The organism is Pseudomonas sp. 58 R 12 (assembly GCF_900005865.1).
In the GTDB taxonomy this organism is placed as follows: domain Bacteria; phylum Pseudomonadota; class Gammaproteobacteria; order Pseudomonadales; family Pseudomonadaceae; genus Aquipseudomonas; species Aquipseudomonas tritici.
In genome coordinates this window covers 52,460-78,037 of record NZ_CVTP01000017.1, presented here as the reverse complement: position 1 = coordinate 78,037, position 25,578 = coordinate 52,460, and the positions used below count along the sequence as shown (strand labels likewise).

28 protein-coding genes are annotated in these 25,578 nt (G+C 59.5%); 16 read left to right on the top strand and 12 right to left on the bottom strand.

What is annotated here, in order from left to right:
* Positions 1 to 142 precede the first annotated feature (142 nt).
* Positions 143 to 598, bottom strand: a complete 456-nt coding sequence (locus BFP95_RS13215) for a flavodoxin (RefSeq protein ID WP_065874474.1) — start codon at positions 596 to 598, stop codon at positions 143 to 145.
* A gap of 136 nt (positions 599 to 734) precedes the next feature.
* On the opposite strand from BFP95_RS13215, the gene BFP95_RS13210 reads away from it, so the two are divergent.
* Together BFP95_RS13210 and BFP95_RS13205 are read left to right on the top strand one after the other, a co-directional pair.
* The gene (locus tag BFP95_RS13210; RefSeq protein ID WP_065910255.1) at positions 735 to 1,202 is read left to right on the top strand and encodes a PAS domain-containing protein; all 468 of its coding nucleotides are present in this window, start codon (positions 735 to 737) and stop codon (positions 1,200 to 1,202) included.
* Between the two features lie 58 nt (positions 1,203 to 1,260).
* On the top strand, positions 1,261 to 1,866 hold the full coding sequence (locus BFP95_RS13205; protein WP_065910253.1) for a hypothetical protein: 606 nt from the start codon (positions 1,261 to 1,263) through the stop codon (positions 1,864 to 1,866).
* A gap of 2 nt (positions 1,867 to 1,868) precedes the next feature.
* Here BFP95_RS13205 and BFP95_RS13200 read toward each other — a convergent pair whose 3' ends face one another.
* Positions 1,869 to 2,819, bottom strand: a complete 951-nt coding sequence (locus BFP95_RS13200; protein WP_065880728.1) for a MerR family transcriptional regulator — start codon at positions 2,817 to 2,819, stop codon at positions 1,869 to 1,871.
* Positions 2,820 to 3,034: 215 nt separating this feature from the next.
* Here BFP95_RS13200 and BFP95_RS13195 point away from each other — a divergent pair, with 215 nt between their 5' ends.
* The 6 genes from BFP95_RS13195 to BFP95_RS13170 are packed head-to-tail and all read left to right on the top strand — an operon-like array spanning position 3,035 to position 6,239.
* Positions 3,035 to 3,592 (top strand): antibiotic biosynthesis monooxygenase, encoded by a 558-nt coding sequence (locus BFP95_RS13195; protein ID WP_065910251.1) that lies wholly within the window; start codon positions 3,035 to 3,037, stop codon positions 3,590 to 3,592.
* A 57-nt stretch (positions 3,593 to 3,649) separates the two neighbouring features.
* Entirely contained in the window at positions 3,650 to 4,360 is a 711-nt protein-coding gene (gene folM, locus BFP95_RS13190; protein ID WP_065910249.1) for a dihydromonapterin reductase, read from the top strand.
* 20 nt (positions 4,361 to 4,380) lie between these two features.
* Positions 4,381 to 4,941 carry a GTP cyclohydrolase I FolE gene (gene folE / locus BFP95_RS13185; protein ID WP_049711572.1) on the top strand — a complete coding sequence of 187 codons (561 nt, stop codon included), beginning with the start codon at positions 4,381 to 4,383 and terminating at the stop codon, positions 4,939 to 4,941.
* Positions 4,942 to 4,943: 2 nt separating this feature from the next.
* The gene (folX, locus tag BFP95_RS13180) at positions 4,944 to 5,315 is read left to right on the top strand and encodes a dihydroneopterin triphosphate 2'-epimerase (RefSeq protein ID WP_065874468.1); all 372 of its coding nucleotides are present in this window, start codon (positions 4,944 to 4,946) and stop codon (positions 5,313 to 5,315) included.
* A 23-nt stretch (positions 5,316 to 5,338) separates the two neighbouring features.
* Positions 5,339 to 5,638, top strand: coding sequence for a DUF1244 domain-containing protein (locus BFP95_RS13175; protein WP_065874467.1), 300 nt, complete (start codon positions 5,339 to 5,341; stop codon positions 5,636 to 5,638).
* 31 nt (positions 5,639 to 5,669) lie between these two features.
* Complete coding sequence (locus BFP95_RS13170; protein WP_065874466.1) at positions 5,670 to 6,239, top strand: hypothetical protein; 570 nt, start codon at positions 5,670 to 5,672, stop codon at positions 6,237 to 6,239.
* A 43-nt stretch (positions 6,240 to 6,282) separates the two neighbouring features.
* On the opposite strand, the gene BFP95_RS13165 is transcribed toward BFP95_RS13170, so the two are convergent.
* Positions 6,283 to 6,771 (bottom strand): hypothetical protein, encoded by a 489-nt coding sequence (locus BFP95_RS13165; protein ID WP_202895309.1) that lies wholly within the window; start codon positions 6,769 to 6,771, stop codon positions 6,283 to 6,285.
* A gap of 245 nt (positions 6,772 to 7,016) precedes the next feature.
* Here BFP95_RS13165 and BFP95_RS13160 point away from each other — a divergent pair, with 245 nt between their 5' ends.
* Entirely contained in the window at positions 7,017 to 7,358 is a 342-nt protein-coding gene (locus tag BFP95_RS13160) for a HopJ type III effector protein (protein WP_065874465.1), read from the top strand.
* A 180-nt stretch (positions 7,359 to 7,538) separates the two neighbouring features.
* Here BFP95_RS13160 and trxB read toward each other — a convergent pair whose 3' ends face one another.
* Complete coding sequence (trxB, locus tag BFP95_RS13155) at positions 7,539 to 8,501, bottom strand: thioredoxin-disulfide reductase (protein WP_003176041.1); 963 nt, start codon at positions 8,499 to 8,501, stop codon at positions 7,539 to 7,541.
* 283 nt (positions 8,502 to 8,784) lie between these two features.
* On the opposite strand from trxB, the gene cysZ reads away from it, so the two are divergent.
* From cysZ to BFP95_RS13140, 3 genes are all read left to right on the top strand, one after another.
* Positions 8,785 to 9,552 carry a sulfate transporter CysZ gene (gene cysZ, locus BFP95_RS13150; protein WP_065910247.1) on the top strand — a complete coding sequence of 256 codons (768 nt, stop codon included), beginning with the start codon at positions 8,785 to 8,787 and terminating at the stop codon, positions 9,550 to 9,552.
* Positions 9,553 to 9,606: 54 nt separating this feature from the next.
* Positions 9,607 to 10,785 carry a glycosyltransferase family 4 protein gene (locus BFP95_RS13145; protein WP_065874463.1) on the top strand — a complete coding sequence of 393 codons (1,179 nt, stop codon included), beginning with the start codon at positions 9,607 to 9,609 and terminating at the stop codon, positions 10,783 to 10,785.
* 107 nt (positions 10,786 to 10,892) lie between these two features.
* Positions 10,893 to 11,072 (top strand): hypothetical protein, encoded by a 180-nt coding sequence (locus BFP95_RS13140; RefSeq protein ID WP_065874462.1) that lies wholly within the window; start codon positions 10,893 to 10,895, stop codon positions 11,070 to 11,072.
* A 48-nt stretch (positions 11,073 to 11,120) separates the two neighbouring features.
* Here the strand turns inward: BFP95_RS13140 and BFP95_RS13135 are convergent, their stop codons facing one another.
* From BFP95_RS13135 to rplU, 7 genes are all read right to left on the bottom strand, one after another.
* Positions 11,121 to 12,224 carry an NADH:flavin oxidoreductase gene (locus tag BFP95_RS13135; protein WP_065880726.1) on the bottom strand — a complete coding sequence of 368 codons (1,104 nt, stop codon included), beginning with the start codon at positions 12,222 to 12,224 and terminating at the stop codon, positions 11,121 to 11,123.
* Between the two features lie 165 nt (positions 12,225 to 12,389).
* A complete protein-coding gene (locus tag BFP95_RS13130) occupies positions 12,390 to 12,872 on the bottom strand; it encodes a glutathione peroxidase (RefSeq protein ID WP_049711568.1) in 483 nt (160 codons plus the stop codon).
* A 101-nt stretch (positions 12,873 to 12,973) separates the two neighbouring features.
* On the bottom strand, positions 12,974 to 13,438 hold the full coding sequence (locus BFP95_RS13125) for a CreA family protein (protein ID WP_065874460.1): 465 nt from the start codon (positions 13,436 to 13,438) through the stop codon (positions 12,974 to 12,976).
* Between the two features lie 15 nt (positions 13,439 to 13,453).
* Positions 13,454 to 14,572: a glutamate 5-kinase gene (gene proB / locus BFP95_RS13120; protein ID WP_005791305.1), complete on the bottom strand. Its 1,119-nt coding sequence runs from the start codon at positions 14,570 to 14,572 to the stop codon at positions 13,454 to 13,456.
* Between the two features lie 111 nt (positions 14,573 to 14,683).
* Complete coding sequence (cgtA, locus tag BFP95_RS13115) at positions 14,684 to 15,907, bottom strand: Obg family GTPase CgtA (protein WP_065874686.1); 1,224 nt, start codon at positions 15,905 to 15,907, stop codon at positions 14,684 to 14,686.
* Positions 15,908 to 16,100: 193 nt separating this feature from the next.
* A complete protein-coding gene (gene rpmA, locus BFP95_RS13110; protein ID WP_003176049.1) occupies positions 16,101 to 16,358 on the bottom strand; it encodes a 50S ribosomal protein L27 in 258 nt (85 codons plus the stop codon).
* 34 nt (positions 16,359 to 16,392) lie between these two features.
* On the bottom strand, positions 16,393 to 16,707 hold the full coding sequence (rplU, locus tag BFP95_RS13105) for a 50S ribosomal protein L21 (protein WP_003176051.1): 315 nt from the start codon (positions 16,705 to 16,707) through the stop codon (positions 16,393 to 16,395).
* Between the two features lie 239 nt (positions 16,708 to 16,946).
* Between rplU and BFP95_RS13100 the strand changes: the two genes are divergently transcribed.
* The 3 genes from BFP95_RS13100 to BFP95_RS13090 all read left to right on the top strand — a co-directional run bounded on the left by BFP95_RS13100 (position 16,947) and on the right by BFP95_RS13090 (position 18,879).
* Complete coding sequence (locus BFP95_RS13100) at positions 16,947 to 17,915, top strand: polyprenyl synthetase family protein (RefSeq protein ID WP_065874685.1); 969 nt, start codon at positions 16,947 to 16,949, stop codon at positions 17,913 to 17,915.
* A 203-nt stretch (positions 17,916 to 18,118) separates the two neighbouring features.
* Positions 18,119 to 18,460, top strand: coding sequence for a zinc ribbon domain-containing protein YjdM (locus tag BFP95_RS13095; RefSeq protein WP_065874684.1), 342 nt, complete (start codon positions 18,119 to 18,121; stop codon positions 18,458 to 18,460).
* 161 nt (positions 18,461 to 18,621) lie between these two features.
* Positions 18,622 to 18,879, top strand: a complete 258-nt coding sequence (locus tag BFP95_RS13090; protein ID WP_024077374.1) for a PA4570 family protein — start codon at positions 18,622 to 18,624, stop codon at positions 18,877 to 18,879.
* Between the two features lie 154 nt (positions 18,880 to 19,033).
* Here BFP95_RS13090 and BFP95_RS13085 read toward each other — a convergent pair whose 3' ends face one another.
* On the bottom strand, positions 19,034 to 19,651 hold the full coding sequence (locus BFP95_RS13085; RefSeq protein ID WP_003176055.1) for an FKBP-type peptidyl-prolyl cis-trans isomerase: 618 nt from the start codon (positions 19,649 to 19,651) through the stop codon (positions 19,034 to 19,036).
* Between the two features lie 204 nt (positions 19,652 to 19,855).
* Here BFP95_RS13085 and BFP95_RS13080 point away from each other — a divergent pair, with 204 nt between their 5' ends.
* Positions 19,856 to 25,525, top strand: coding sequence for a membrane-targeted effector domain-containing toxin (locus BFP95_RS13080; protein ID WP_083224221.1), 5,670 nt, complete (start codon positions 19,856 to 19,858; stop codon positions 25,523 to 25,525).
* Positions 25,526 to 25,578: the final 53 nt, after the last annotated feature.

Here is a 25,578-nt window from a genome sequence, read left to right as displayed (position 1 = left end):
GTCGTGGGCGCCGTAGTTGCCTTGGCAGCCAGCTTGATGACCGTACGAGTCAGTGTTGAGAATAGTTTAAATACGTGAGTACAACGTCAGAGAAGTGCCGCCAATAAAGGGGCGGCACAGGCATTGGTGCGCGAATGAGCGCTCAACCGCGCAGCGCAATGACCAGCTCGGCCAGCCACGGTTCGGCGTCAGTTTCCGGGGTGACACTTTCGCTGGCGTCCAGGCGCAACATCGGCAGCACCTCGCGCACGCCCAACTCAGCAAACAGCTCACGCATTTGCTCGCCGCCACCGCAGAAGGTATCGCCATAGCTGGCGTCGCCCAAGCCGATGACTGCACCAGGCAGGCCGCGCCAGGCGGCGGGCAGTTGGTCGCGAATGGTCGAATACAGGGGTTGCAGGTTGTCGGGCAACTCACCCATGCCGGTGGTGGACGTCACCGCCAGAAAAGCGTCCGGCGCAAATGCCTGCACATCCGCCAGACTGGCGCGAGGGTTGTGCCAGGCCTCGAAACCTGCGGCATTGAGGATACTGGCAGCATGACGAGCGACTTCTTCGGCTGTGCCGTAGACCGAGCCGGAAAGGATGGCGACTTTCATCAATCTAATCCTGTAGTTGAGCGAAAGCGTGGGATATTAGCAGCTCGACCCACCCCTTCAAAAAAACGTCGTGCTCGGATGGAAAGAATACCGGGGTGTCTTAGACTTGCGACACCTTACATAGATGAAGCCCCGTATGATTAACGCTCAATTGATGCAAATGATCATTGATGCCTCGAACGAAGGCATCGTTATCGCTGAACGGGAAGGCGAGGATTTGCCACTGATCTACGTCAATCCCGCCTTCGAGCGGATGACTGGCTACACCCAAGACGAAGTGCTCTATCAGGACTGCCGCTTCCTGCAATCGGGAGACCGGGACCAACCGGGCCTGATCGCCATTCGAGACGCGCTGGGCAATGATGGCAATTGTCGCGAAACCCTGCGCAACTACCGCAAGGACGGCACGCATTTCTGGAACGAGCTGTCGATATCCACCGTTTACAACGCGGCAGACAAACAGACGTACTTCATCGGCGTTCAAAAGGACGTCACCGTCCAGGTCAAAGCCCTGCAGCGCGTGGCCCAATTGGAAGCGCAGGTCGCCGAACTCAAGGCAGAAATGGCCGCACTCAAGACGACGAGTGGATCTAACAAAAATTAGATAAAACGGTGATTAAGAGGATAATGGCGTTTTAACACCTACCCGTTGAGCAGGCCTCATGCAACGCAACGCACTCCTGACGCAGGACGAACTGGATTTTATCCAGACCATGCAGCACAACCCACAGTTGAACCTGCGGGATGCATCGTCGAGCCTGACGGTCAACGGGGGGGCGCAGATTCGCGACCTGCTCACTCGCCTGGCCGCCCACGACCATGTCACCATCCAGGCGCAGTTCGACAACCAGCAACTCACGTTCCCACTGCACTTGGTCGAAGATGAGTTTCATGCGGTTCACCTGCGCTTGGGCGTGCCGAGTATTTTCGAAGACGGCCCGATGATTCGTCCGTGGCGCCTGGCGCTTGAAACGCCAGTGGCCCTGGAGAACATCAAGGGCAACCCGGGGGCGATGTGGGTGCATGAGGTGTCGTTCAAAGGCTTACTGGTGGAAATTCGGGGCCGGATCAAGCCGCCCAAAACCTTTTCACTGTGGTTCAGCCCATCGGGCTATGAGCGCATTGCGGTGCGCGGAACGTTCGAACGAGAAACGGCACGCGGGCTGTTCGCCTATCGGCTGAGCCAAGGCGACGCCGATGAAACCGAGCGTCTGCGTCAGTTCATCCTGCACCAGCACCGCCTGGCCCATCCTGAAGTGCATGCCTGAAATCAGGTATCCAGGCTACCGCTCAAGAATTGCTGCAAGCGGCGCTGCATCAGCCGCCCCTCATTACCGAGACAACCAATTGACGAGTCCGCAAGACGCTCCTGCGCCAACTCCGCAGCATCACCCGCCAGCAACAACGGGCAATCCAGGGTCATAGCCAGACGCTTGAGTCGCAGCGGCAGTTCACTGCCGGGCGCTCGATTGGAAAACAGCACCAAGGCTTGCGGCTGGGTCTTTTCGCAGATCAGCGTCAGTTCATCGAATGGCTGGCCTACGCCCATGACCTTCACTGCGAGCTTTTCCCCCGACATCAGCAGGCCCGCGACCAGCAACTCCAACTCGCGGCATTCCCCGGCAACGGCCGCGAGCAATACCCGAGGTACCGACGTGGCCGCTGCCACTTGCAGACGTTGCGCAGTGCGCGAGCGCAGGAAATTGTCGAAGAACAGCCACTCGCTGGCTTGGCCGAAGCGCCCTTGGTGACGCAGCAATGCCTGCCACAGCGGCATGAGAATGTCTTGAAACACTACGGTAATCGGGTAGGCGGAAAAGATCTGGCCGTACAGCCGGTCCAACTCACGGTCATCGAATGCGCTGATTGCAAGGCGCAGACGCCCATGCCACTGGACCCACTCCACCTGCGTTTCAGGCGCGGTGCCAGGGTCGCTGAGCAGTTCGTCTCGTGCGAGGATTTTGCCGACTTTGCTCACCGCGACGCCGCGTTCGATCCAGTCCAGCACCCGGTGCACGGTGTCGATATCGTCGCGTGAGTACAACCGATGCCCGCTTTCGGTGCGGGTTGGCTGGATCAGGCCGTAGCGACGCTCCCAGGCGCGCAAGGTGACCGGGTTGACGCCGGTCAGCCGGGCGACTTCACGAATAGGGAAAAGGTCGTCGCAATCAGTGACATTGCTAGGCGTCTTTTCGCGCTGGGGAGCAGTAATTTCGGGCATCAGAGATGAAAAACATCCGCGTCAGTTTGAACACTATTTAACGCTTATTCGGCGGTGCGACACAAGTTACAGGGCGACCCGACCAAAGTACCTGGCGTATTTCGATAAAACAGGAATAATCCTTGCCTGTTTTTTCTACGTCGCTGCAACACCCCGCAGCCTCGTTTGTGTGCCGCCTACCCGGCCCAGCACACCCGCACACTTGGAGATACACAATGTCTACCTCTCCCGTCACCCTGATGGTTGCGCGTCGCGTGGCCAAGGGTCGCTATGAAGAACTGATGGCCTGGCTGCGCGAAGGCGAGCAATTAGCCACGGACTTCCCCGGCTACCTGGGCTCAGGCGTCCTTGCGCCGCCGCCCAATGATGATGAGTTCCAGATCATTTTCCGCTTCGCCGATGAGCACACCCTGCATGCCTGGGAGTTTTCTGCCTCCCGCAGTGCCTGGTTGAGCCGTGGCAGCGAATTGTTTGCCGACCCGTCCGAGCACCGCGTACGCGGCATCGACGGCTGGTTCGGCGCGGTGGGTGCTCGCCCACCACGCTGGAAGCAGGCCGTGGCGATCTGGCTGGCGTTCTTCCCGGTATCGCTGTTGTTCAACTTTGTATTGGGCCCGCTGCTCAATGAACTGGAGCTGGTGCCACGTGTGCTGGTCAGCACCCTGGCGCTCACGCCCTTGATGGTTTATCTGTTTATCCCACTGTCGACCCACCTGCTGGCGAATTGGCTACATCCTTCCCCACCGCGCAAGGTCACTCAAGCTGCCGCTTGAGTACAGGGGCGTGCGGTCGCTGGTATAGTTTCAATCTGCCAGCGACGCGAGCCCCTCATGACTGCAACGAACGCCCCGATCCTGATCACCGGCGCCGGCCAGCGTGTCGGCCTGCATTGCGCCCAGCGCCTGCTGGACGAAGGCCACTCGGTGATTTTCAGCTACCGCAGCGAGCGGCCCGGCGTGCAGGCGTTGCGCGAGCGCGGGGCCATCGGTGTATATGCCAATTTTTCTGACGAAGCCGGAATTCTCGCGTTTATCGCCGAGCTGCACACCCACACCCAGAGCCTGCGCGCGATCATCCATAACGCCTCGGCCTGGGTCGCGGAAACGCCTGGCGACGAAAGCCGCGCTTTTACCGACATGTTCAGCGTGCACATGCTTGCGCCATACCTGATCAACCTGCATTGTTCACCCCTGCTGCAACGCTCGACACCGGCCGACATCGTGCACATCAGCGATGACGTGGTGCGCAAGGGCAGCCGCCAGCACATCGCCTACTGCGCCACCAAGGCCGGGCTCGACAGCCTTACGCTGTCATTTGCCGCGCAGTTCGCGCCGCTGATCAAGGTCAACGGCATCGCACCGGCGATGGTGATGTTCAACGAGGGCGACGATGCTGCCTACCGCGCCAAGGTACTGGCCAAGTCGGCACTGGGCATCGAGCCTGGGCCCGAGGTGATCTACCAGAGCGTGCGCTACCTGCTGGACAACCCTTATGTCACCGGAACCACCCTGACCGTCAACGGCGGGCGGCATATCAAGTAAGCCGTTTGTGAGGATGTTGTATGACCTTATCCCTGCCCCAACACTACCGCGAGATCCTTAAAGGTCTGGGCGAAGACCCCGAGCGCGAAGGCTTGCTCGATACCCCCAAGCGCGCCGCCAAGGCCATGCAATACCTGTGTCATGGCTACGCGCAGAACCTGGAGGAGATCGTCAACGGCGCGCTGTTCGCTTCTGACAATGACGAGATGGTGATCCTCAAGGACATCGAGTTGTACTCGCTGTGCGAACACCACCTGCTGCCCTTTATCGGCAAGGCCCATGTGGCCTATATTCCGACCGGCAAGGTGCTGGGCCTGTCGAAACTGGCGCGTATCGTCGACATGTTCGCCCGGCGCCTGCAGATCCAGGAAAACCTCACGCGGCAAATTGCCGACGCCATCCAGGACGTGACCCAGGCGGCCGGCGTGGCCGTGGTGATCGAAGCCAAGCACATGTGCATGATGATGCGTGGCGTAGAAAAACAGAATTCAACCATGAACACCTCGGTGATGCTCGGCGCGTTCCGCGAGTCGAACACCACGCGCATGGAGTTCCTGCAACTGATCGGACGGAGCAAGTAGCAATGCCACAACTTCAACCAGGCATGGCGCGTATCCGGGTCAAGGACCTGTGCCTGCGCACCTACATCGGTATCAACGAGGAGGAAATCCTCAACAAGCAGGATGTGCTGATCAACCTGACCATCCTGTATGCCGCCCAGGAAGCCGTGCGCGACAATGACATCGACCATGCGCTGAACTACCGCACCATCACCAAGGCGATCATCGCCCATGTGGAAGGCAACCGCTTTGCGCTGCTAGAGCGCTTGACCCAGGAATTGCTGGACCTGGTGATGAGTAATGAATCAGTGCTGTACGCCGAAGTCGAAGTCGACAAGCCCCACGCGCTGCGCTTTGCCGAATCGGTTTCGATTACCCTGGCGGCCAGCCGCTAACCCCTGAATTGCCAGTGAGCCTTATGAACGATCAACAACGCCTCGAACTCGAAGCCGCCGCCTTTCGCCGGCTGGTAGCCCACCTAGACAGCCGTAAGGATGTGCAGAACATCGACCTGATGAACCTCTCGGGCTTCTGCCGCAACTGCTTGTCCAAGTGGTACAAGGCCGAAGCTGACGAGCGCCAGATCGAGCTGAGCCTCGATGACGCCCGTGAAGTGGTGTACGGCATGCCATACGCCGAGTGGAAAGCTCAGTATCAGAAAGAAGCCAGCGCCGACCAACAGGCAGCGTTCGCTAAAAACGGCAACGGTAATAACTGATTAAACATGGAAGCAACCAAAGGAAGGTCAAGTGAAGCACTCAGTATATAAATTCGCCTTAATGCTAGGCCTATTGTCGTTAGGCGCTTGCTCCACCGCTGACAAATATGCCAGCGGACGCTATTACGAAATTTATTCTGTGAGCGGTCTGGGTGGCTGCGAGTTTAAACCGGCCTTTAACGACTGTGCCGAACAACGCGTTTTCGACGTAAAAATATCGGACAACAAAGAAAAAGTTGCGTTAGCAAAGTTCATCAACCCAAGTGACAGTGTCAGCTATTTTGGATTTATCCGAAACGACTATCAGGCACAAGTCAAACCCATACGTGACTTCCTAGCATGGGCACAGGCCGACACGCACACCGCCAAGCGTTTAACGATGAAACGGCCTGCGGGGAACACCTATGGTTATCTTTTTGAAAACAGAGAAGTCGAGTATCAGTTTGACTTTACTCAAACCCGCGCGGGCGTGCCGATGCTGGTGATTCACATCGACGGCAAGGATCGCTACTTCGGGCTGACGGTAGAACAGGCTAAAAAACTACTCAGCACGCTGGATGCCTGGTACGACAATCGTTCTGTAGGCTACAAGCTGACCTGATCCGGCGGGCAGGCAGCCGCAACGGCTGCCTGCCAATACGGAATCAGAACTTCTGCAGCCTGAACGTGCCATCCTCACAGTTTTCCAGAGCCAAGTCGGTGACAGGCTTTTTATCGTAGTAGCCCTTCTCGGTTTTGTAGACTTCATAAACAGTGAGCGTGCGCGGGGCATACTGATTAACGAAGAGCCCGGTCACATAATAGTAAGACCCTACGACCGGTTTGAACGTGACAGTACTGTATGAACCATTGGCTGAAATCATACGCACTGCGATATTTTTTTGTGCACTCACCCAAAACTCGCGGCGCAGCGGCGGGGTTTCTGGAATGTCGGGAAACCCTTCGATCTTATTGTTCATTGCTGTCTGAAAACCCACCGCATTATTGGTATAGCCATTTTGCGGGTCATCCAGATTTATACACGTACCGGTATTAGGGTAGACACGGATATAGTCAATATTACGGTTATCAAAACTGACACCGACCCGTTCGCCGCCCTGAACATCTTCCAATTTGTGGCTGTAGGTAGCCACCGAACAACCACTTAACAAGACTCCCGCAACCGTCGCACACAACATTATCCTTAACACAGCAACTCCTACAGTTATTCAAACCCTGTTACTCGTTCAATCGAGCGGGATGGTTGCGCGAATTCTAGGAAGCACCACCACGAAAACGCAAACCTTTTAAAATATCCCTGCGCCGAATGATCTCGACACTCAAAAAAGCTACCATACGCGTGTATATATTGACCCCGACGTTAAAAGGCTCCATACCCATGACCGACCTGACCACCCTTCGCGCCAGCCTCAACAGCGGCGAACACGTTTTTTCCGACACCTTGGCTTTTGTCGCTGCCGGTTACGATTACCAGCCGCAAGCTTTCACCAATGGCGCTGTAGAAAATGCGGCCGGGCAGAACGAGGGTTCGTGCAAGACATTGGGTCTGGCCCTGCTGGAAGGTCTGAGCGATCAGGAAGCGCTGTTGGCTTTTGGCGAGCATTACCGTTCGGTAGTGGCGACGCCTGAGGGCAGCGACCACGCCAACATCCGCGCCTTGATCGCGCATGGCCTGGCCGGCGTAAAGTTCACCGCACAGCCCCTGACTCGCAAGTCCTGAGTCAAACACAGATCAAAATGTGGGAGCGGGCTTGCTCGCGAAAGCGGAGTGTCAGTCACTTAATGTGTATTTGATACACCGCGTTCGCGAGCAAGCTCGCTCCCACATTTGAACTGAGGCGTTAATCAAATCTCAGACATAAAAAACCGGCCTCACAGCCGGTTTTTTAGTTCAACGGGTTCAGAACGAAGCGTTCTGCAGGCCGTCGAGGTAACGCTCGGCATCCAGTGCCGCCATGCAGCCAGCACCGGCCGAGGTGATCGCCTGACGATACACGTGGTCAGCCACGTCACCGGCAGCGAAGATACCTTCGATGTTGGTGGCGGTGGCGTTGCCTTCACGGCCGCCCTGCACCACCAGGTAACCGTCTTTGGCTTCCAGCACGCCTTCGAACAGCGAGGTGTTCGGGGTGTGGCCGATGGCGATGAACACGCCGTCGACTTTCAGTTCGTCAAAGCTGCCGTCGTTGTTTTTCAGGCGAGCACCGGTCACGCCCATGTTGTCGCCCAGGACTTCGTCCAGGGTGGCGTTGAGCTTGAGGATGATCTTGCCTTCAGCGACACGGGCGTGCAGCTTGTCGATCAGGATCTTCTCGGCGCGGAAGGTCTCGCGGCGGTGAACCAGGGTCACGGTGCTGGCGATGTTCGCCAGGTACAGCGCCTCTTCCACGGCCGTGTTGCCGCCGCCGACCACGGCAACCGGTTTGTTGCGATAGAAGAAACCGTCGCAGGTCGCGCAGGCGGATACGCCCTTGCCCATGAACGCTTCTTCCGATGGCAGGCCCAGGTAGCGGGCGCTGGCGCCCGTGGCGATGATAAGCGCGTCACAGGTGTATACGCCGCTGTCGCCGGTCAGGCTGTAAGGCTTTTTCGAGAAATCGACTTTGTTGATGTGATCAAACACGATTTCGGTTTCAAAGCGCTCGGCGTGTTCTTTCATACGCTCCATCAGCACCGGGCCGGTGAGGCCGTGGACGTCGCCCGGCCAGTTGTCGACTTCAGTGGTGGTGGTCAACTGACCGCCCGCCTGCATGCCGGTGATCAGCAGCGGCTTGAGGTTGGCCCGGGCAGCGTAGACCGCAGCGCTGTAACCGGCAGGGCCGGAACCGAGAATAATCACTCGCGAATGACGGGTATCAGACATGACTCACTCCTATCGACCGCCCGGACTACAAGGCGGCTGGAATAAAAAAGGGACTACGAAGCACTTGGGGAAGGCTTGAACTCGCAGGCCCTGAAAAATAATGGGTGCAGCGTATCGAGGGGGGCAAGATTAAGGAAATACGGAATAACAATCCAGCTCATAGGTGGTCTCTATGCAGTCGGGTTGGTTCATCGACACGTTTGTTACCGCTGATGTCGCCGCTTTCGCCTAAGGTGCAAAGTCGGTAAGGTCGGCGCGTTCGCCCCTTTGCTCGGAGTTCTCCATGCCCGCCCCTGCTCTTTCTGGCCCGCAATACCTGCGTGAAGGCCTCAAACTGGTGTTGAGCCCTGGCCTGCGACTGTTTGTTTTGCTGCCGCTGGCGATCAACCTGATGCTGTTCGTCGGCTTGATCTATTTCGCCGGTCACCAGTTCAGTGTGTGGGTCGACCATTTGATGCCGGCGCTGCCGAGCTGGCTGAGTTTTCTGAATTACCTCATCTGGCCTCTGTTCGTGGTGCTAGTGGTGCTGATGGTGTTTTTCACCTTCACCATGCTGGCCAACATCATCGCCGCGCCCTTTAACGGCTTTCTCTCGGAGAAGGTTGAAGTGGTGGTACGTGGCACCGACGACTTTCCGGCCTTCAGCTGGGGCGAGTTGGTCGCCATGGTCCCGCGCACGCTGGCCCGGGAAATGCGCAAGCTGGGCTACTTCCTGCCACGGGCCATCGGCTTGTTTATCCTGTCGTTCATTCCGGTGGTCAACCTGATCGCCGCGCCACTATGGCTGTTGTTTGGCGTGTGGATGATGGCGATCCAGTACATCGACTACCCGGCCGACAACCACAAGCTGGGCTGGAATGAGATGCTCGCCTGGCTGCGCCAGAAGCGCTGGCAGAGCATGAGCTTCGGCGGGATTGTTTACCTGGTGCTGCTGGTGCCGGTGGTCAACCTGCTGATGATGCCGGCGGCAGTCGCCGGGGCGACGTTGTTCTGGGTGCGCGAGCAAGGTGCCGAAGCGATGGCGCAGCCGAAAAAAGTGACCCCGTCATAAATCCATCATGCCGATGACACAATGACGACATGGCCCACGGCGACACTGTGGGTCATGACGACAGCCTCGCTTCACATCACCCTGATTACCGAAACCTTCCCGCCAGAGATCAACGGGGTGGCCAATACCCTTGGCCGCTTGTGCGAGGGTTTGCGCGCGCGCGGCCATCAAGTCGAGCTGGTGCGCCCACGCCAGGGCGTCGACCAGAGCCGCCCCAGCGACGATGAGTTGCTACTGTGCCGTGGCTGGCCGCTACCCGGGTACCCGGGCCTGCAATGGGGACAGTCGTCGATGCACAAATTGCTGCGACGCTGGACCCGTCAGCGTCCGGACGTGCTGTACATCGCCACCGAGGGGCCATTGGGTCTCTCTGCCCTGCGCGCTGCGCGGCGCCTGGGGATCAGCGTGGTCAGTGGCTTTCATACCAATTTCCAGCAGTACTCGAACCAATACGGCTTGAGCATGCTGAGCCGAATGGTCACTCACTACCTGCGCTGGTTTCATAACCGTTCGACCTTGACCCTGGTGCCCAGCGCCAGCCAGCGCCTGGAGTTGGAGCGCAGGCATTTCGAGCGTCTGGGGATGTTGTCACGCGGGGTGGACAGCCAGTTGTTCCACCCAGCCAGACGCGACAACGCGCTGCGGGAAAGCTGGGCATTGAACAGTGAGCAAACTGCCGTGCTCTACGTAGGCAGACTTGCGCAGGAGAAGAACCTGGGAGTGCTCAAACGTTGCTTTGAGACGTTGCAGGACACTTATCCACAGCGTCAGATGAGGCTGATCATCGTCGGCGATGGCCCACAACGGGCGATGATGGAAAAGGAACTGCCGGAAGCGATCTTCTGCGGCACCTTGCGAGGCGAGGAACTGGCGCGGCATTACGCGTCAGGCGATGTGTTCCTGTTCCCCAGCCTGACCGAAACCTTTGGCAACGTGGTGTTGGAGGCGATGGCATCGGGCTTGGGTGTGGTGGCCTACGATCAGGCGGCTGCGACCCAGCATATTCGCCATGGCTACAACGGTGTGCTGGCGATGCCGGGAGATGAGAATGCGTTTTGTGAGGCCGCGAACTGGTTGCTGGAGGACGCAGAAAGCTTGCGCCGCATGCGCCTGAATGCCCGTCAGCATGCGAGCCGCCAGGGTTGGCCGGCGATTATCGAGCAGTTTGAGCATCAGCTACGGGGTGCATGCGATGAAAACCCTGCGCTTCCTACACAGCCTTACGTGCGATAAACCCTTAAGTCTTTCCTTATATTTAAGCTGGGAACTCCTTAATGCTGAACGCCAATTATTGATACCTGCTATGCAAGCAGGGCTTTCAATTATTGGAGATACGAAAAATGTCTGCTTACGGAATGGGTGCACGCAATGGCGTCAACATGCCAAACGCCGAATGGACGCGTCAGCAACAATGGCTGGATAAATCCCGGGCAGCCCCCCCTGTCTACGGTCAGACCGGGCATAAAGACCCAAACAAAACCGACCACAGTAAAGAGCTGTACAAGGGGCCGCAGTACTAGTCACTAAAACCATAAAGCTCCCTGTGCGGCCACAGGGAGTCCAACCACTCAAACCAGGGTCGTCAACGCCTCACGACTGAATGGCAGGATGTCGCTCTCCCGGCCCTCGCGCACCTTCACGGCCCAATCCGGGTCCACCAGCAGGGCACGGCCCACGGCGACCAGGTCGAACTCATCGTTGTTCAAGCGTTCCAGCAGTTTCTCAAGGCTGGCCGGTTGCGCGACCTTGTCAGTGTTGACCATGAACTGCAGGAACTCGCCATCCAGGCCCACGCTGCCCACGGTAATGGTCGGCTTACCGGTGAGCTTGCGGGTCCAGCCGGCCAGGTTGAGGGTGGAGCCTTCGAATTCAGGCTCCCAGAAGCGACGGGTGGAGCAGTGGAAAATATCCACACCGGCGTCAGACAACGGCTTGAGGAACTCGCCCAACGCTTCCGGGGTTTGCACCAGGCGAGCGGTGTAGTCCTGCTGTTTCCACTGGGAGAAACGGAAGATGATCGGAAAGTCCGGGCCAACTACCGCGCGGGTGGCCTCGATCAGCTCGATCGCAAAGCGCGAACGGTTGGCCAGACTGCCGCCGTATTCGTCGGTGCGCTGGTTGCTGCCTTCCCAGAAGAACTGGTCCACCAGGTAGCCGTGGGCGCCGTGGATCTCTACACCGTCCATGCCGATGCTCTGGGCATCCCTGGCGGCCTGGGCGAAGGCGTTGATCACTTCTTTGATGTCCTGAGGGGTCATGCCGTGGACGACCACGTTGCCATCCTTGAGTTTTTCCATCGGGCCATAGGCTGGCACGCTGGCATCTGGCTCGGTGCCAATACGACGCACGCTGCCTACGTGCCACAATTGCGGAACGATCTTGCCGCCTTCAGCGTGCACCGCGTCGACTACCTTCTTCCAGCCAGCCAGGGCGGCTTCACCGTAGAAATGCGGAACATTGGGGTAGCCGTTTGAGGCTTGATGGCCGACCACCGTACCTTCGGTGATGATCAGGCCCACGCCCGCGGCGGCGCGGCGACGGTAGTACTCGATGACGTTGGAATTGGGGACGCCACCCGGGGAGAACGAGCGGGTCATCGGCGCCATGACCACGCGCGTCGACAGTTGCAATGCACCGAGCTGGAACGGTTTGAACAAGGCTTGGACAGGCATGGGGGCACTCCACGGGAGACTGGATTTATGATGTGGATAATATGGGGAGTGCGCAGCGCTGAGTAGCACTATTGATCTGAGTGATTAAGGGGTAAAAGTGGCAAGGCTTTCAGGGCTGCTGCGCAGCCCAACGGGAGCAAGCTCACTCGCCACAGGGGGGGAAGTTTAGCTCAGGGCTTTTTCGATGGCCTGGACGATCGTCGGATCATCCGGCGCTGTACGTGGCGAAAAGCGCGCGAGCACCCGGCCGTCTTTACCCAACAGGAATTTTTCGAAATTCCAGGTGATATCCCCGGGGAACTCGGCGCCCTCGCCTGCCAGCAGGCGGTACAGTTGATGCCGATCAGGGCCGTTGACCTCGAGCTTGCTGCCCAGCGGGAACGTTACCCCGTAGTTGAGGCTGCAGAACGCCTGGATCTCTTCCTCAGTACCCGGCTCCTGGCCGGCAAACTGATTGCACGGCAAGCCAAGTACGGTAAAACCCTGGTCCTTGTACTGCTGGTAGAGTTTTTCCAACGCGGCGTATTGCGGGGTCAAACCACATTTGGAGGCTACGTTGACCACCAGCACCACTTGCCCCTTGAAGGGCGCCAGCGGCAGCTCTTGTCCGTCCAACGCTTTGAGTTTCAGGTCGTGGAAAGCACTCATGACGAACTCCAGATATCCCATATTCTTCGCATTGCAGCGCTTCGAGATTACAGCTCGCAAGCCTGCAATCATAGACGCCGATTGCAAAACTCGCCTGCGGGTTACTGAGCGGTCGGCCAGGGCAAAATCGGAATCGCCGTCACGGCGTTCTGCGGGCTGCCTTCGATCAGTCGGTCGCTGTACACCAGATACACCAGGGTGTTGCGCTTCTTGTCGAGGAAACGCACCACCTGCATGGTCTTGAACACCAGTGAGGTGCGCTCCTTGAACACTTCGTCGCCATCCTTGAGCTCGCCCTTGAAGCGGATCGGCCCCACCTGACGGCAGGCGATCGAGGCTTCGGCGCGGTCTTCAGCCAGGCCCAGGCCGCCTTTGACGCCGCCGGTCTTGGCGCGCGACAGGTAGCACGTCACGCCGTCGACCTTGGGGTCATCAAACGCTTCGACCACGATCCGGTCGTTGGGGCCGACAAACTTGAACACCGTCGACACCTGGCCGACTTCCTCGGCGGACGCCAGCAGCGGCATGGCCAACAGCAGGCCGAGCATTCCCTTCATTAAACGCATCGTGTATTCCTTTGGTTAGACCAGGATCAGGTTGTCGCGGTGCACCAGTTCAGGTTCCGCCATGTAACCCAATAGTCCGACAATCGCATCAGACGATTGTCCAATGATTTTCTGCGCTTCAAGGGCGCTGTAGTTGGCTAGGCCACGAGCAATTTCACGACCGTCCGGCGCAACGCAGACCACCATCTCGCCACGGCGGAAGCTGCCCTGCACCAATTTGACGCCCACCGGCAGCAGGCTCTTGTTGCCCTGGGACAACGCTGACACGGCACCCTCGTCCAGCACCAGTGTGCCTCGGGTTTGCAGATGACCGGCCAGCCACTGTTTGCGCGCCGCCAGCATGCCGCGTTCCGGCGACAACAGGGTGCCGATGCGCTCACCGGCCTTGAGGCGGTCCAGCACGCGCTCCAGGCGCCCGCCGACGATGATGGTGTGCGCGCCGGAACGTGCGGCCAGGCGTGCGGCACGCAGTTTGGTCTGCATGCCGCCACGGCCCAGGGCGCCGCCGACACTGCCGGCCACGGCGTCCAGCGCCGGGTCATCGGCGCGCGCTTCGTAGATGAGCTGGGCATCAGGGTTGTTGCGCGGGTCGGCGTCGAACATGCCGTCGCGGTCGGTAAGAATCACCAGCAGGTCGGCTTCCACCAGGTTGGCCACCAGGGCGGCCAGGGTGTCGTTGTCGCCGAAGCGGATTTCGTCGGTGACCACCGTGTCGTTTTCGTTGATGACCGGGATGACCTTGAGCTCCACCAGCGCACGCAGGGTGCTGCGGGCGTTGAGGTAGCGCTTGCGGTCGGACAGGTCGTCGTGGGTCAGCAGGATCTGCGCCGTGTGGCGACCGTGCTCGGCAAAGCTGGATTCCCAGGCTTGCACCAGGCCCATCTGGCCGATGGCGGCGGCGGCTTGCAGCTCGTGCATCGCGCTGGGTCGCGCGGTCCAGCCGAGGCGGCTCATCCCGGCAGCAACTGCCCCGGACGACACCAGCACCAACTCGACGCCTGCTTCATGCAAGGCCACCATCTGCTCGACCCAGACGCTCATGGCTGCGCGATCCAGACCTTTGCCATCCGCCGTCAGCAGCGCACTTCCGATCTTTACGACCCAGCGCTGCGCACCTGTCACTTTGCTCCGCATCATCTTCAACCTTAAAGTGATGGCTGCGCGACCCAGCGCCGCCCATAACGTTATACCCAGATACCAAAACGCCGCTCTAAAAGGAGCGGCGTTCAAGTTTATCGCAACAGATCAGTCGCGCACGTAAATGATTTCCGGACCGTCTTCATCATCCACGTCTTCTTCGTCCCAATCATCGTCGCCGATGTCATGGACCGACTTCACGCCGCTGCGGCGCAGGGCACGCTGGTCGTCCAGGGCTTGCAACTGGGCACGGGCCTCGTCTTCGATCTGCTGATCGAGCTCAGCCAGTTCGGCCTTGAACACCGGGTCGGCCGCGAGGCGGTCGGCACGGTCTTCGAGGTAGCGCATGATGTCGCGGGTCAGGCGCTCGGTGCCTTCTTTGGCGATGGCCGAGATCACGTAGACCGGGCCAGTCCATTCCAGGCGGTCAACGATTTCCTTGACGCGCTCTTCGTGCTCTTCTTCGAGGATCTGGTCGCACTTGTTCAGCACCAACCAGCGATCACGCTCGGCCAGGGCCGGGCTGAACTTGGTCAGCTCGCTGACGATCACTTCGGCGGCGTCCGGTGCACTGGTGTCATCCAGCGGCGCCATATCGACGAGGTGCAGCAGCAAACGGGTACGCGACAAGTGCTTGAGGAAGCGAATCCCCAGGCCAGCACCGTCGGAAGCACCTTCGATTAGGCCAGGAATGTCAGCGACCACGAAGCTTTTCCAACGGTCGACGCTGACCACGCCCAGGTTGGGTACCAGGGTGGTGAACGGGTAGTCGGCGACTTTCGGCTTGGCGGCCGATACCGAACGGATGAAGGTACTTTTACCGGCGTTCGGCAGGCCCAACAGGCCTACGTCGGCGAGGACTTTCATTTCCAGCTTGAGGTCACGCTGCTCGCCCGGCTTGCCTGGCGTGGTCTGGCGTGGCGCGCGGTTGGTACTGGACTTGAATCGGGTGTTACCCAGACCGTGCCAGCCGCCCTGCACAACCATCAGCTTCTGGCCGGCCTTGGTCAGGTCGCCAATCACTTCCTGGGTGGCCGAGTCGATGATCGTGGTGCCAACCGGTACGCGCAGTACCAGGTCTTCGCCTTTTTTACCGGTGCAGTCGGTGCTGCCGCCGTTGGAGCCACGCTCGGCATCAAAGTGCCGGGTGTAACGGTAGTCGACCAGGGTGTTGAGGTTTTCGTCGGCCATCATGTAGATGGAACCGCCGTCACCGCCATCACCGCCGTTAGGACCACCGTTTTCGATGAATTTTTCGCGACGGAAACTCATGCAACCGTTACCGCCGTCGCCTGCTTTTACTCGGATGGAAACTTCATCAACGAACTTCATAACAAAACGCCTCTCGCCGCACGGACGAGCTTAAGAAACCAAGACATAAGACTCTTGCAAAAATGAGCGCAGCGACCTCAATCAACGACCGCACATCCCGCGCTTGAGCCCATTACAAACAGCTTTGCAAGAGACTCACCCCACAAACGAAAAAGCCCCGTCGCGAGACAGGGCTTTTCCAGCGATCTCGCAGTTAAGCTGCGACAACGCTCACGTAACGGCGGTTGAACGCGCCTTTTACTTCAAACTTGATCACGCCTTCGATTTTAGCGAAGAGGGTGTGATCTTTACCCATGCCAACACCGTAACCGGCGTGGAATTGGGTGCCGCGCTGACGCACGATGATGTTGCCCGGAATGATTTTCTGGCCGCCATACATCTTAACGCCAAGGCGTTTGGCTTCTGAGTCGCGACCGTTACGGGTACTACCACCAGCTTTTTTGTGTGCCATGAGTCAATTCTCCTAGTGAGGAATTAGGCTGAAATTAAGCCTGAATACCGGTGATTTTGATCTCGGTGTACCACTGGCGGTGGCCCATACGCTTCATGTGGTGCTTACGACGACGGAACTTGATGATGCGGACTTTATCGTGACGACCTTGGGAGATCACTTCAGCCACAACGGTAGCGCCAGCAACAACTGGAGCGCCGATGTTCACGTCATCGCCATTGGCGACCAACAGAACGCGATCAAAAGTAACGGATTCGCCGGTAGCGATTTCCAGTTTTTCGATCTTCAGGTATTCACCTGGGGCGACCTTGTATTGCTTGCCACCAGTAACAATTACTGCGTACGACATGGTATTTCTCCGATAATCCTGCTCACCCAGCGCTTTATAAGAAGAGGTATTGGCTGGCATGGCTGCATGGGATGGACGTCCCGAATGCAATTGCGTAAGGCAGGTGCTGCCCAGGAAGTTCAGGGTGCGCGATTGTACGCAAGGCTTTGACGCGTTGCAAGTGGCCGTCTATCGCGCCTTGACACCCGGGAGCCTGGGTCCTAGCATGCCGCGCAACCCTTCTGGAGCGACTGTCGCTGATGCAACCCCAAGCTTTCTACCGCGCGGTCGCGGACGATTTTAGCGCCGTCGACGGCATCATCAAGAAGCAGCTGACTTCTAAAGTGCCGCTGGTCTCCAAAATTGGCGACTATATTACGTCGGCGGGCGGTAAACGCCTGCGTCCTTTATTAGTGTTGCTGTGCGGCAAGGCCCTGGGTCGCGAAGGCGATGACCTGCGCCTGCTGGCGGCCACTATCGAGTTCCTGCACACCGCCACCCTGCTGCATGACGACGTGGTCGACATGTCCGGCATGCGCCGTGGCCGCGAAACCGCCAATGCCATGTGGGGCAATGCCCCTAGCGTACTGGTGGGCGACTTCCTGTACTCGCGATCGTTCGAAATGATGGTTGAACTTGGCTCGATGCCGGTTATGAAGATTCTTTCACAGGCCACACGCATCATCGCCGAAGGCGAAGTGCTGCAACTGTCGAAGGTCCGCGACGCCAGCACCACCGAAGAAACCTACATGGAAGTGATTCGCGGCAAAACCGCGATGCTCTTCGAAGCCTCCACCCATAGCGCGGCTGCACTGTGTGGCGCGACGGCCGAACAGTCCGAAGCCCTGCGCACCTTTGGCGACCACCTGGGCGTAGCCTTCCAATTGGTAGATGACTTGCTCGACTACCGTGGCGACGCAGAGACCCTGGGCAAGAACGTCGGCGACGACCTGGCCGAAGGCAAGCCGACCTTGCCGCTGATCTACACCATGCGCGAAGGCACGCCGGAACAAGCCGCCCTGGTGCGCAAGGCGATCCAGAAAGGCGGGATCGAAGACCTGGAGGCCATCCGTGCCGCCGTCGAGGCGTCAGGCTCGCTGGAGTACACCGCACAGTTGGCGCGTGATTATGTCGCCCGTGCGATCAAATGCCTGGACGCCCTGCCGGCCAGTGAATACCGGGACGCCCTGGTTGAGCTGAGTGAGTTTGCGGTCGCGCGTACGCACTAAAGACTATTGGCGGAATGGGCTTGTGTGGGAGCGGGCTTGCTCGCGAAGGCGGTATATCAGTGAGAAGCTTCTAGCTGACCCACCGCCTTCGCGAGCAAGCCCGCTCCCACATTTGGACCTCATTACCACCCACTGCTCCGCTCTCGCTGCAAATCCCTATATAATGTGCGACTTTTAGCCATCCTGACTTTTAAGGAGCTTTAGTGAGCACGTTGCCACCCTGCCCGAAATGCAACTCCGAATACACCTACGAAGACGGCGCCCAGCTGATCTGCCCGGAATGCGCCCATGAGTGGTCCGCCAATGGCGAGGTCGAAGCGGCCAGCGACGACGCCGTGAAGAAAGACTCTGTAGGCAACGTCCTGCAGGACGGCGACACCATCACCGTGATCAAGGACCTCAAGGTCAAGGGCACCTCCCTGGTGGTCAAGGTCGGCACGAAGGTCAAGAACATCCGCCTGTGCGACGGCGACCACGATATCGATTGCAAGATCGACGGTATCGGCCCAATGAAGCTCAAGTCCGAGTTCGTGCGCAAAGTCTGAATGTGCTACCTCCATCCCGCGCCCGCCGCGGGATGGCGTTTCGCCCTCTGCGTTGACCCCACGCAATATCCACACAGAAAAAACCAGAAACCGCCAATAGACACTTGCTATTCTACGAATAAGAATTATTCTCATTGAAACCCATCAAGGAGATGCAACCCATGACTTATTTGATAGATGCCTGGCTGGACCGCCCACACCCTTACCTGCGGATCCTGCATCGGGAAACCGGCGAAGTCTGTGCGGTACTGGAAGAAGAAGCCCTGAATGAACTGCAGGATCAGGGTGATCTGGACGTCAACGGGCTGAGTTCAAGTGAACCTGGCGTGTTGAAGGAAGTGGTGCGCAATCTGTTTCTGTTCTGCTATGCCCGAGCGTTGCGCCCGACCACGGAGCTCAATGGCAAGTTTCATCCATGAGCGACACTACAAGCCATGAATGCACCGGCCTGATGTGGGAGTCGACGCTTCGACTTGCCCGCGATGCAGACGACTCGGTCAACCTTGCTACCGAGGTGATGCTATCGCAGGCAAGCCAGCTCCCATATCAAGCTGGCGTCAATGCTGCCCAGTCTTACAGAACGTCGAGCAGTTCGACGTCGAACACCAGAACGCTGTGCGGCGGGATGCTGCCAACGCCTTGAGCGCCGTAAGCCAGTTCGCTTGGCACGTACAGGCGCCATTTGCTGCCGGCATTCATCAGTTGCAGGGCTTCAGTCCAGCCAGCGATCACGCCGCCAACCGGGAATTCTGCAGGCTGGCCGCGCTCGTAGGAGCTGTCGAACACAGTGCCGTCGATCAGGGTGCCGTGGTAGTGAGTACGCACTTGGTCTTCACGGGTTGGCTTGGCGCCATCACCTGCGGTCAGCACTTCGAATTGCAGGCCGGAAGCCAGGGTGGTGATGCCATCACGCTTGGCGTTTTCAGCCAGGAACGCCAGGCCGGCGCCCGCTGCAGCTTCAGCCTTGGCAGCCGCTTCGGCTTGCATGATTTCGCGGATCACTTTGAAGCTGGCGGCCATCTGCTCTTGGTCCACACGGCTTGGCTTGCCAGCGAAGGCGTCGGTCAGGCCGGCCAGGATCGCGTCCAGGCTCACGCCCGGCGGCGGGTTGTCGCGCAGTTGGTCACCCAACTGACGGCCAATACCGTAGCTGACGCGGGTTTCGTCGGTGGACAGATTAACTTCGGACATGAAGAGGCTCCGCTGTAGGAAGACACCGAAAAAGCTGCATGAGCGCTGCGCTTCCCGTGTCCTCCAGAACTAAAAGGGCCAGCAGACTAGCACAGAAAACCTGCCCCTGATGAGCCCACCCCTGCCCCCTAGCTATCTACCGCTGCGCCGCCCGGGCGTCACCTCATGCTGAGGATTCACTTCATCATCATGAGGACTGTGCCGATGAGCACCCTGACCGAACCCACCCTTGAGCAGCTCGAGACCCAACTGCTCGAGATCGACCCGACACTGCGCGGCCAGACGCTGCGCCCCGTCCAATTACCACACACGCTCCAGGCGTTGGAAAAAGTGAACGCCACGCTCAAGCAAGCCAACGCGGCTTTCTTCACCCAGGCCCGCGCGCTCTACAACGGCCTTGCCGAAGACGACACCTCGCTCGCGCGCCTGAAAACCAATCTAGACCAGCAACTGCAAACCCTGGATGAAACCAGCCGCGTGGATGGCCAGGGCCGCAAGGCCTACATGACCTATACCGCCGGCAGCACCGCGCTGGAACAGGAAGCGCGCCTCAACGCCAAGGACTACCTGCTCACACCGTCCGACCAGCGCATGGTGGAAGACTGCTCCCGCGGCCCGGCGTTCCGTCCAGGCATGTATGCCCTGACGTTCACCTATCAGGAACAGACCGTGGCCTTTGCCGGCGCCTTCGTGCTCACGCGCCAGGCCAGCCCCGTGGTGAACGACTTGACCTCCGGCGAGCCGGTCGGTCCGGTGCTGCTATTCACGCCATCCCGTGGCCTGGAACCCTTCGTCTCGTTGCACGACCTCGACCAGGGCCTGCTGACAATCATGGCAACCGCCACCGACCGGGACGTGCTCACTCGCCACTTGCCTGTGGCTTATCAACATTTGGACAGCGCCGGTATCTGGCCCCTGGAACTGCAACCGATCACCGACCAGCCGCTGTTCGAATTCAGCTACCAGGCGCTGCTGGACAAACGCAGCCTCGACATAGAGGCCGCCCTGGCGAACCACACGCCTGCCACGCGGGTTCCATTGCTGGACGCCGCCATTCAGGCGGCGCTGCCCGACCTCTCCGAACGCCTGGAATTTCGCGCCCAACGCCTGCTGGAACAAGCTCTCTACAACCGTTTGCCCGTCTGGTTCCGCAATGCCGCAGCGACTGACCAACACGCGTTGATCGCGAAACTGGCGGACTACAATCAGGCCCGCCAGTTATTCCTCGACCTGTTCGGCCCTGCCGCCACACCACAGGCCCTGGCGCACTACCAACTGGTAGAGCGGCTGGCAGACGACATGGATATCCACGACCTCGATCCGCACCAACTGCACATCACCACCCAGCGCAAGGTCCCCCTCGTCGGCGACTATGCACAACGCCATAACCTGGTGGCGTTGGCGTTGGCAGGCCTGCACACCGACGACGGGTTGCCTGGCTCCGACTTCCTGCATCGCAGCCAACTCACTTACGCTGGCGCGCCGTTGCGGGGTGATCATGCCCAACTGACTCCGCACGTGCTGGCCCTCCTGTTACAAGACCTGCATCCGCGCCTGGACTTTGCCGCCGAGCAAAAAAGCATGCTCGGTACGCCTGAAATCAAACAGGCGACAAGGACGCTGCTCGATCAACGCCTGCTCACGCTGGCGAGCCTCGCCAGGCTCCAGGGCCATCTGGACCCGGCCGATTACCGGCGCTTCGAACAACTGCGCGCCAATCTTCATCCGCACCGGCGGGCGCAACCGGTGCTGGTCCATGGCGCGCAACTCAAGGACCTGTGGGTACTGCGCGACGAAGATGCCAGCGGCCAGGTCAAGCGCCTGCTGCTCTGCACACCCGAAGCCCCGCGCGCTCGGCAGTTCATGGCCTTCGACAGCCTGCGGGAATGCCAGGCCCACATCATCGGCTGGGCGGATGAAGCGTCCGGGGCGATGCGTGACTATGTGATCCAGCAAGTCCCCGTGCGCTTTCGTCCCAAGATGGCGACCTTCCTGAACAACCTGAGCTTTAAGCCAGGGGACGACGAGTATCAGGAAGTCACCTTCGGCCCGGCGTGTAACCATGCGGACTGCCTGGACGCGATGGTCGCCCATTGGCTCGAATCCCAGGCGCTGGACGACTACCAGCACAGCAGCCCACCCTGGTATCGAGCGGCGTCGGCAGCCGACCGAATCAAACTCACCAGCCTGGCCGAAGATGCCCAGGGCGCACAACGCGCCTACGATGCCCGGCCCGATTCGGAGGCGCGCCTGCCGACCTTTGAGGCGTATGTGCATGAACACGCCAAAGCCAGCCTCAATCGGCTGTTGGGGCGTAAGCAGAATGATGTCGATCCAGACACGGTTTTCATCTACTCGCCCAAGCCGCTGCTGGGGCCGAAAACCGAAATGCCCTACACGCAGTTGTACCGCGACGGTTACGAAGACGGCGTGGGGTTCCTCGACGAAAAATTCTCCGCCAGCGCCACTTTCCGCGGCCTGGCTGGCGTGGACCTGAGCCCGCTGACCGCGCAGAACGTGGCCCGCTCAGTGACTGGGGTGTGGATCGGCCAGCGCTACACCGATCAGGTCCGTCTGCAACTGCAAGTCGATAGCCAGGGCTATGCCGAACGGCGCAACGCCATCCTGAAGATCAACCAACTGCAGATGAAAGGCGCGGCCCTTGAGTCGCGCCTGCAAGGCCATATCGCCAGTGTCGACCTCGCCTGGCTGGAGCGCGCCAACGATGGCCTGGGCGACACGGCCGTCAGCCAACGCAACAGCTACCGCGTGCACCGCGTATTCATCGACGGTGAATGGGTGATCGGCAACTACCTGTTCAGTCACGCCGACAACCCTACGCTGCTCTATACCCCGAACGCTCCAGATGGCATCAGTTTTCGCGAGGCCAGGCTGTTCAACTATCTGCTCAAGCAGGTCGACGGCATGCCGGCCTACTTCTGTGGGCGCGTGCCGACGCAGTCCCGATCGCGGGTCAGCGGATTTCTGGAGAGCGTGCGCAACGGCCTGCCCAGTGATATCAACCGCACGACGCCAAGCCCGGCCCGCTATGACGCGATCGCCCACGCGCCCCCCCTGGCCGATCTGCGCCATGAGTTCTACAACATGGCGCTGCAACGCAAGATCGACGACGTCAACGCCACGACGGGCAACCGCACGCAGATGATCACCGGCATTCTCTGGACCTGCGTGGAATGGCTGACCGCCGTCGCCACGATCCCATTCCCGCCCCTGAGCCTGAGCCTGGGCGGCCTGCTGGTATTCAAGGACGCCATGCTGGCGCTCAACGCCTATCAGCAGCGCGACAAAGGCATGGCGCTGCAGCACTTTCTCGGTTACTTGCTTAACAGCGGCGGTGCCTTGCTGTTTGATTACCGCCAGGTTCTAAAGGGGACGTTCAATTTGCTGTCGCCCCTGCGTCCGTTGATTCCCGCCAGCAAGCAGGCCCTGAAAACCGCGGCACTCAAACCACTCAAAAGCACCGTGCCACCCGGCCTGCAACCCGCGCTGTTTGACGGCCAGACGCTATGGGCCGCGCAAAAGCCGGATGCGCTGGGACGGCATTTGCTTTACCGCCTGGACGCTTCGACGGGCGAGTATCGCTCGACAGCGCGTTTGGTCAGTCAGGACGCCAAGGGCCGTTGGACGCGCTCAGGCATGGCCGGCGGCGGACGCACGAGATATGAAAAGCTGCCGGAAGACGCCGAAAACCCGCTTGCCCCGTATGAGATCGCCCGCGACCAAAGCAAGAATTTGCGCACCGTGCTGGCGCCGGACTTCCTCAAGGAACAGACCGATTGGGGTTCCGGCCTGGACTTCGCCGCCCGTGCCAGTGCCAGCACAGCACTGGCGCCACTCAAAGAGGCCTACCCCGCGCAGGTACAGCGGTTGAGCGCGGATGCCGAAGCCTTCTTCCAGGCGCTTGGCCCGCGTCCTGCACGGCCCGCCAAGCCGACATTCGCACCCGACGCCGCCCACGCTGACATTTTGCAAAACCTGTTCACGCCGCAAAAACGCCTGATTATCGGCGCCCACAACAACTCCATCGCCAGCAAGCAATTGCTTATCGAGAACATGCCAGCCCTGGCGGAGAAAGGCTTGAAGCGCCTGTACATCGAAAACCTGCCAGCGGATATTTTCCGCAGCAAATTGCAGGTCCTGAATAAGCAGGTCAAAGGCGATATCGCCCGCGCACTCAAACAGGTGGAGGCGCACCTGGCCAACGTCGACGTGGCGCTCGGGCTGCACCGCCAAGCGCCCTTCAGTTACCGCCAACTGATGCTCAGCGCCCACCGCCACAACGTCGCAGTGGAGGGGTTAGATGGTTCGGCGTCATATCATCTGGAACAGGTATTGGCCCTGGGGGAAGGCGAGCGCCTTATCCCCCGCGCCAGCAAGCTCAGGAACTTCTATTCCCACAAAGTCATGGAGCGCGACGCGGCGGATGGGTGGATCGCGTTGGTCGAGCAAAATCGCCTTGGCACCTATGAGCAGGTGGCAGGCCTGGCCGACCTGCAGAACACCCTGGCCCTGCGCATCGCGGACGCAGCTCCGGGCCAACCGACGGGCATCTGGCCCGATGCAAATGTCGCCACCCAGGCGCGCGGTGACTACCGGCTGGCGCTGCCCACCGCTCATCACGTCCTCGCACAACAAGGTACATCGCGATTGTCGCAGGTCGGGATGGTGGCGACGCATTTCAATGAGTTCGATATCCCGCAGCATTTCCACGCGGACATCATGCAAATAGCCGGCGAGCCTCGCGGGTTGGACCCTCGCTACACGTCGCTGAACCTGGCCGCACCGCAAAAAGAGGCACTGCGAAGCTTTACTCAGATACGCAAAAAACTGCATGACCGTGCCAGCAGTTTTCTCGACACGTATACCCCCGCGGCGCGGCCATCCTTGGCTCATCTGACCACCGCAAACACCGAGACGGATTTCATCGAGCAGGTGTACAAATTCAAGCTGGGCCTGGTGATCGGCGAAGTGCATTCGGCGGTATCGCCCAAGCAATTTCTGATCAAACACATGAAGTGGCTGAAGAAGCAGGGCGTCAAGACCCTCTATGTGGAACACCTGCTGACGGACATGCACCAGGCGCAATTGGAGAGTTTCCATAGCACCTTGAAGATGCCTGACCGTTTGCAACGCTACCTGAAGGCACAGGACCAGGGCCATATGTGGCGCTACACCGGCCCCAACACCTACACCAATGTACTGGCCGCCGCCAATAAGTACGGGCTCCGCATTCGGGCGCTGGACTGCACTGCCAGCTACCACACCAAGGGCATTGGCGACGCCAGCGAGCGCAATACCTTGTTCAGTTATTTCGCCAACGAAGTGATCAAGGCCGACCAGGCAGCACAAGGCGCGCACAAGTGGGTGGCGCTGATGGGCACGGCGCATACCGACACCTATTTTCTTGTGCCGGGCATCGCGCAATTGCAGGACGCCATCAGCCTGCATATCCACGATGTAGCGCCAAGCCTTGCGAAAGCGCTGCATCTCGGCGCTTGGGAAACGGCTGACGAAGCGGGTGGAATGGCCCTGCGCAGTGACTTCAAGCTGAGCGTAGGACTGCCCGGAAAACCGCTGCCACCGCCAGTACCACGGGCTGATCGCAGCACACTCAAACTGGCCGGCGAGTTCCTGATCGAGCGGCCCTCGGCGACTGAAATCTACCTGGTGCATCGTTCCAGGAATGAAGGTGTCGTAACCACCGCCATTCAAATCGACGACCGTGGGCGCTACTTCATTGACCGTTGGGATCGGCTCAAGGAACAACGTTTTCTGTACTTGGCGCAATTGATCGAGGCACTCAAGAGCCATCCGCCGCTGGGCATCGGGCCGGGTTTGCGCGCGGTCACCTGAGCCACGCCACACGGCCCCGCCCAATGCCAGGGGCGGGGCCGTTTTCGACCGCC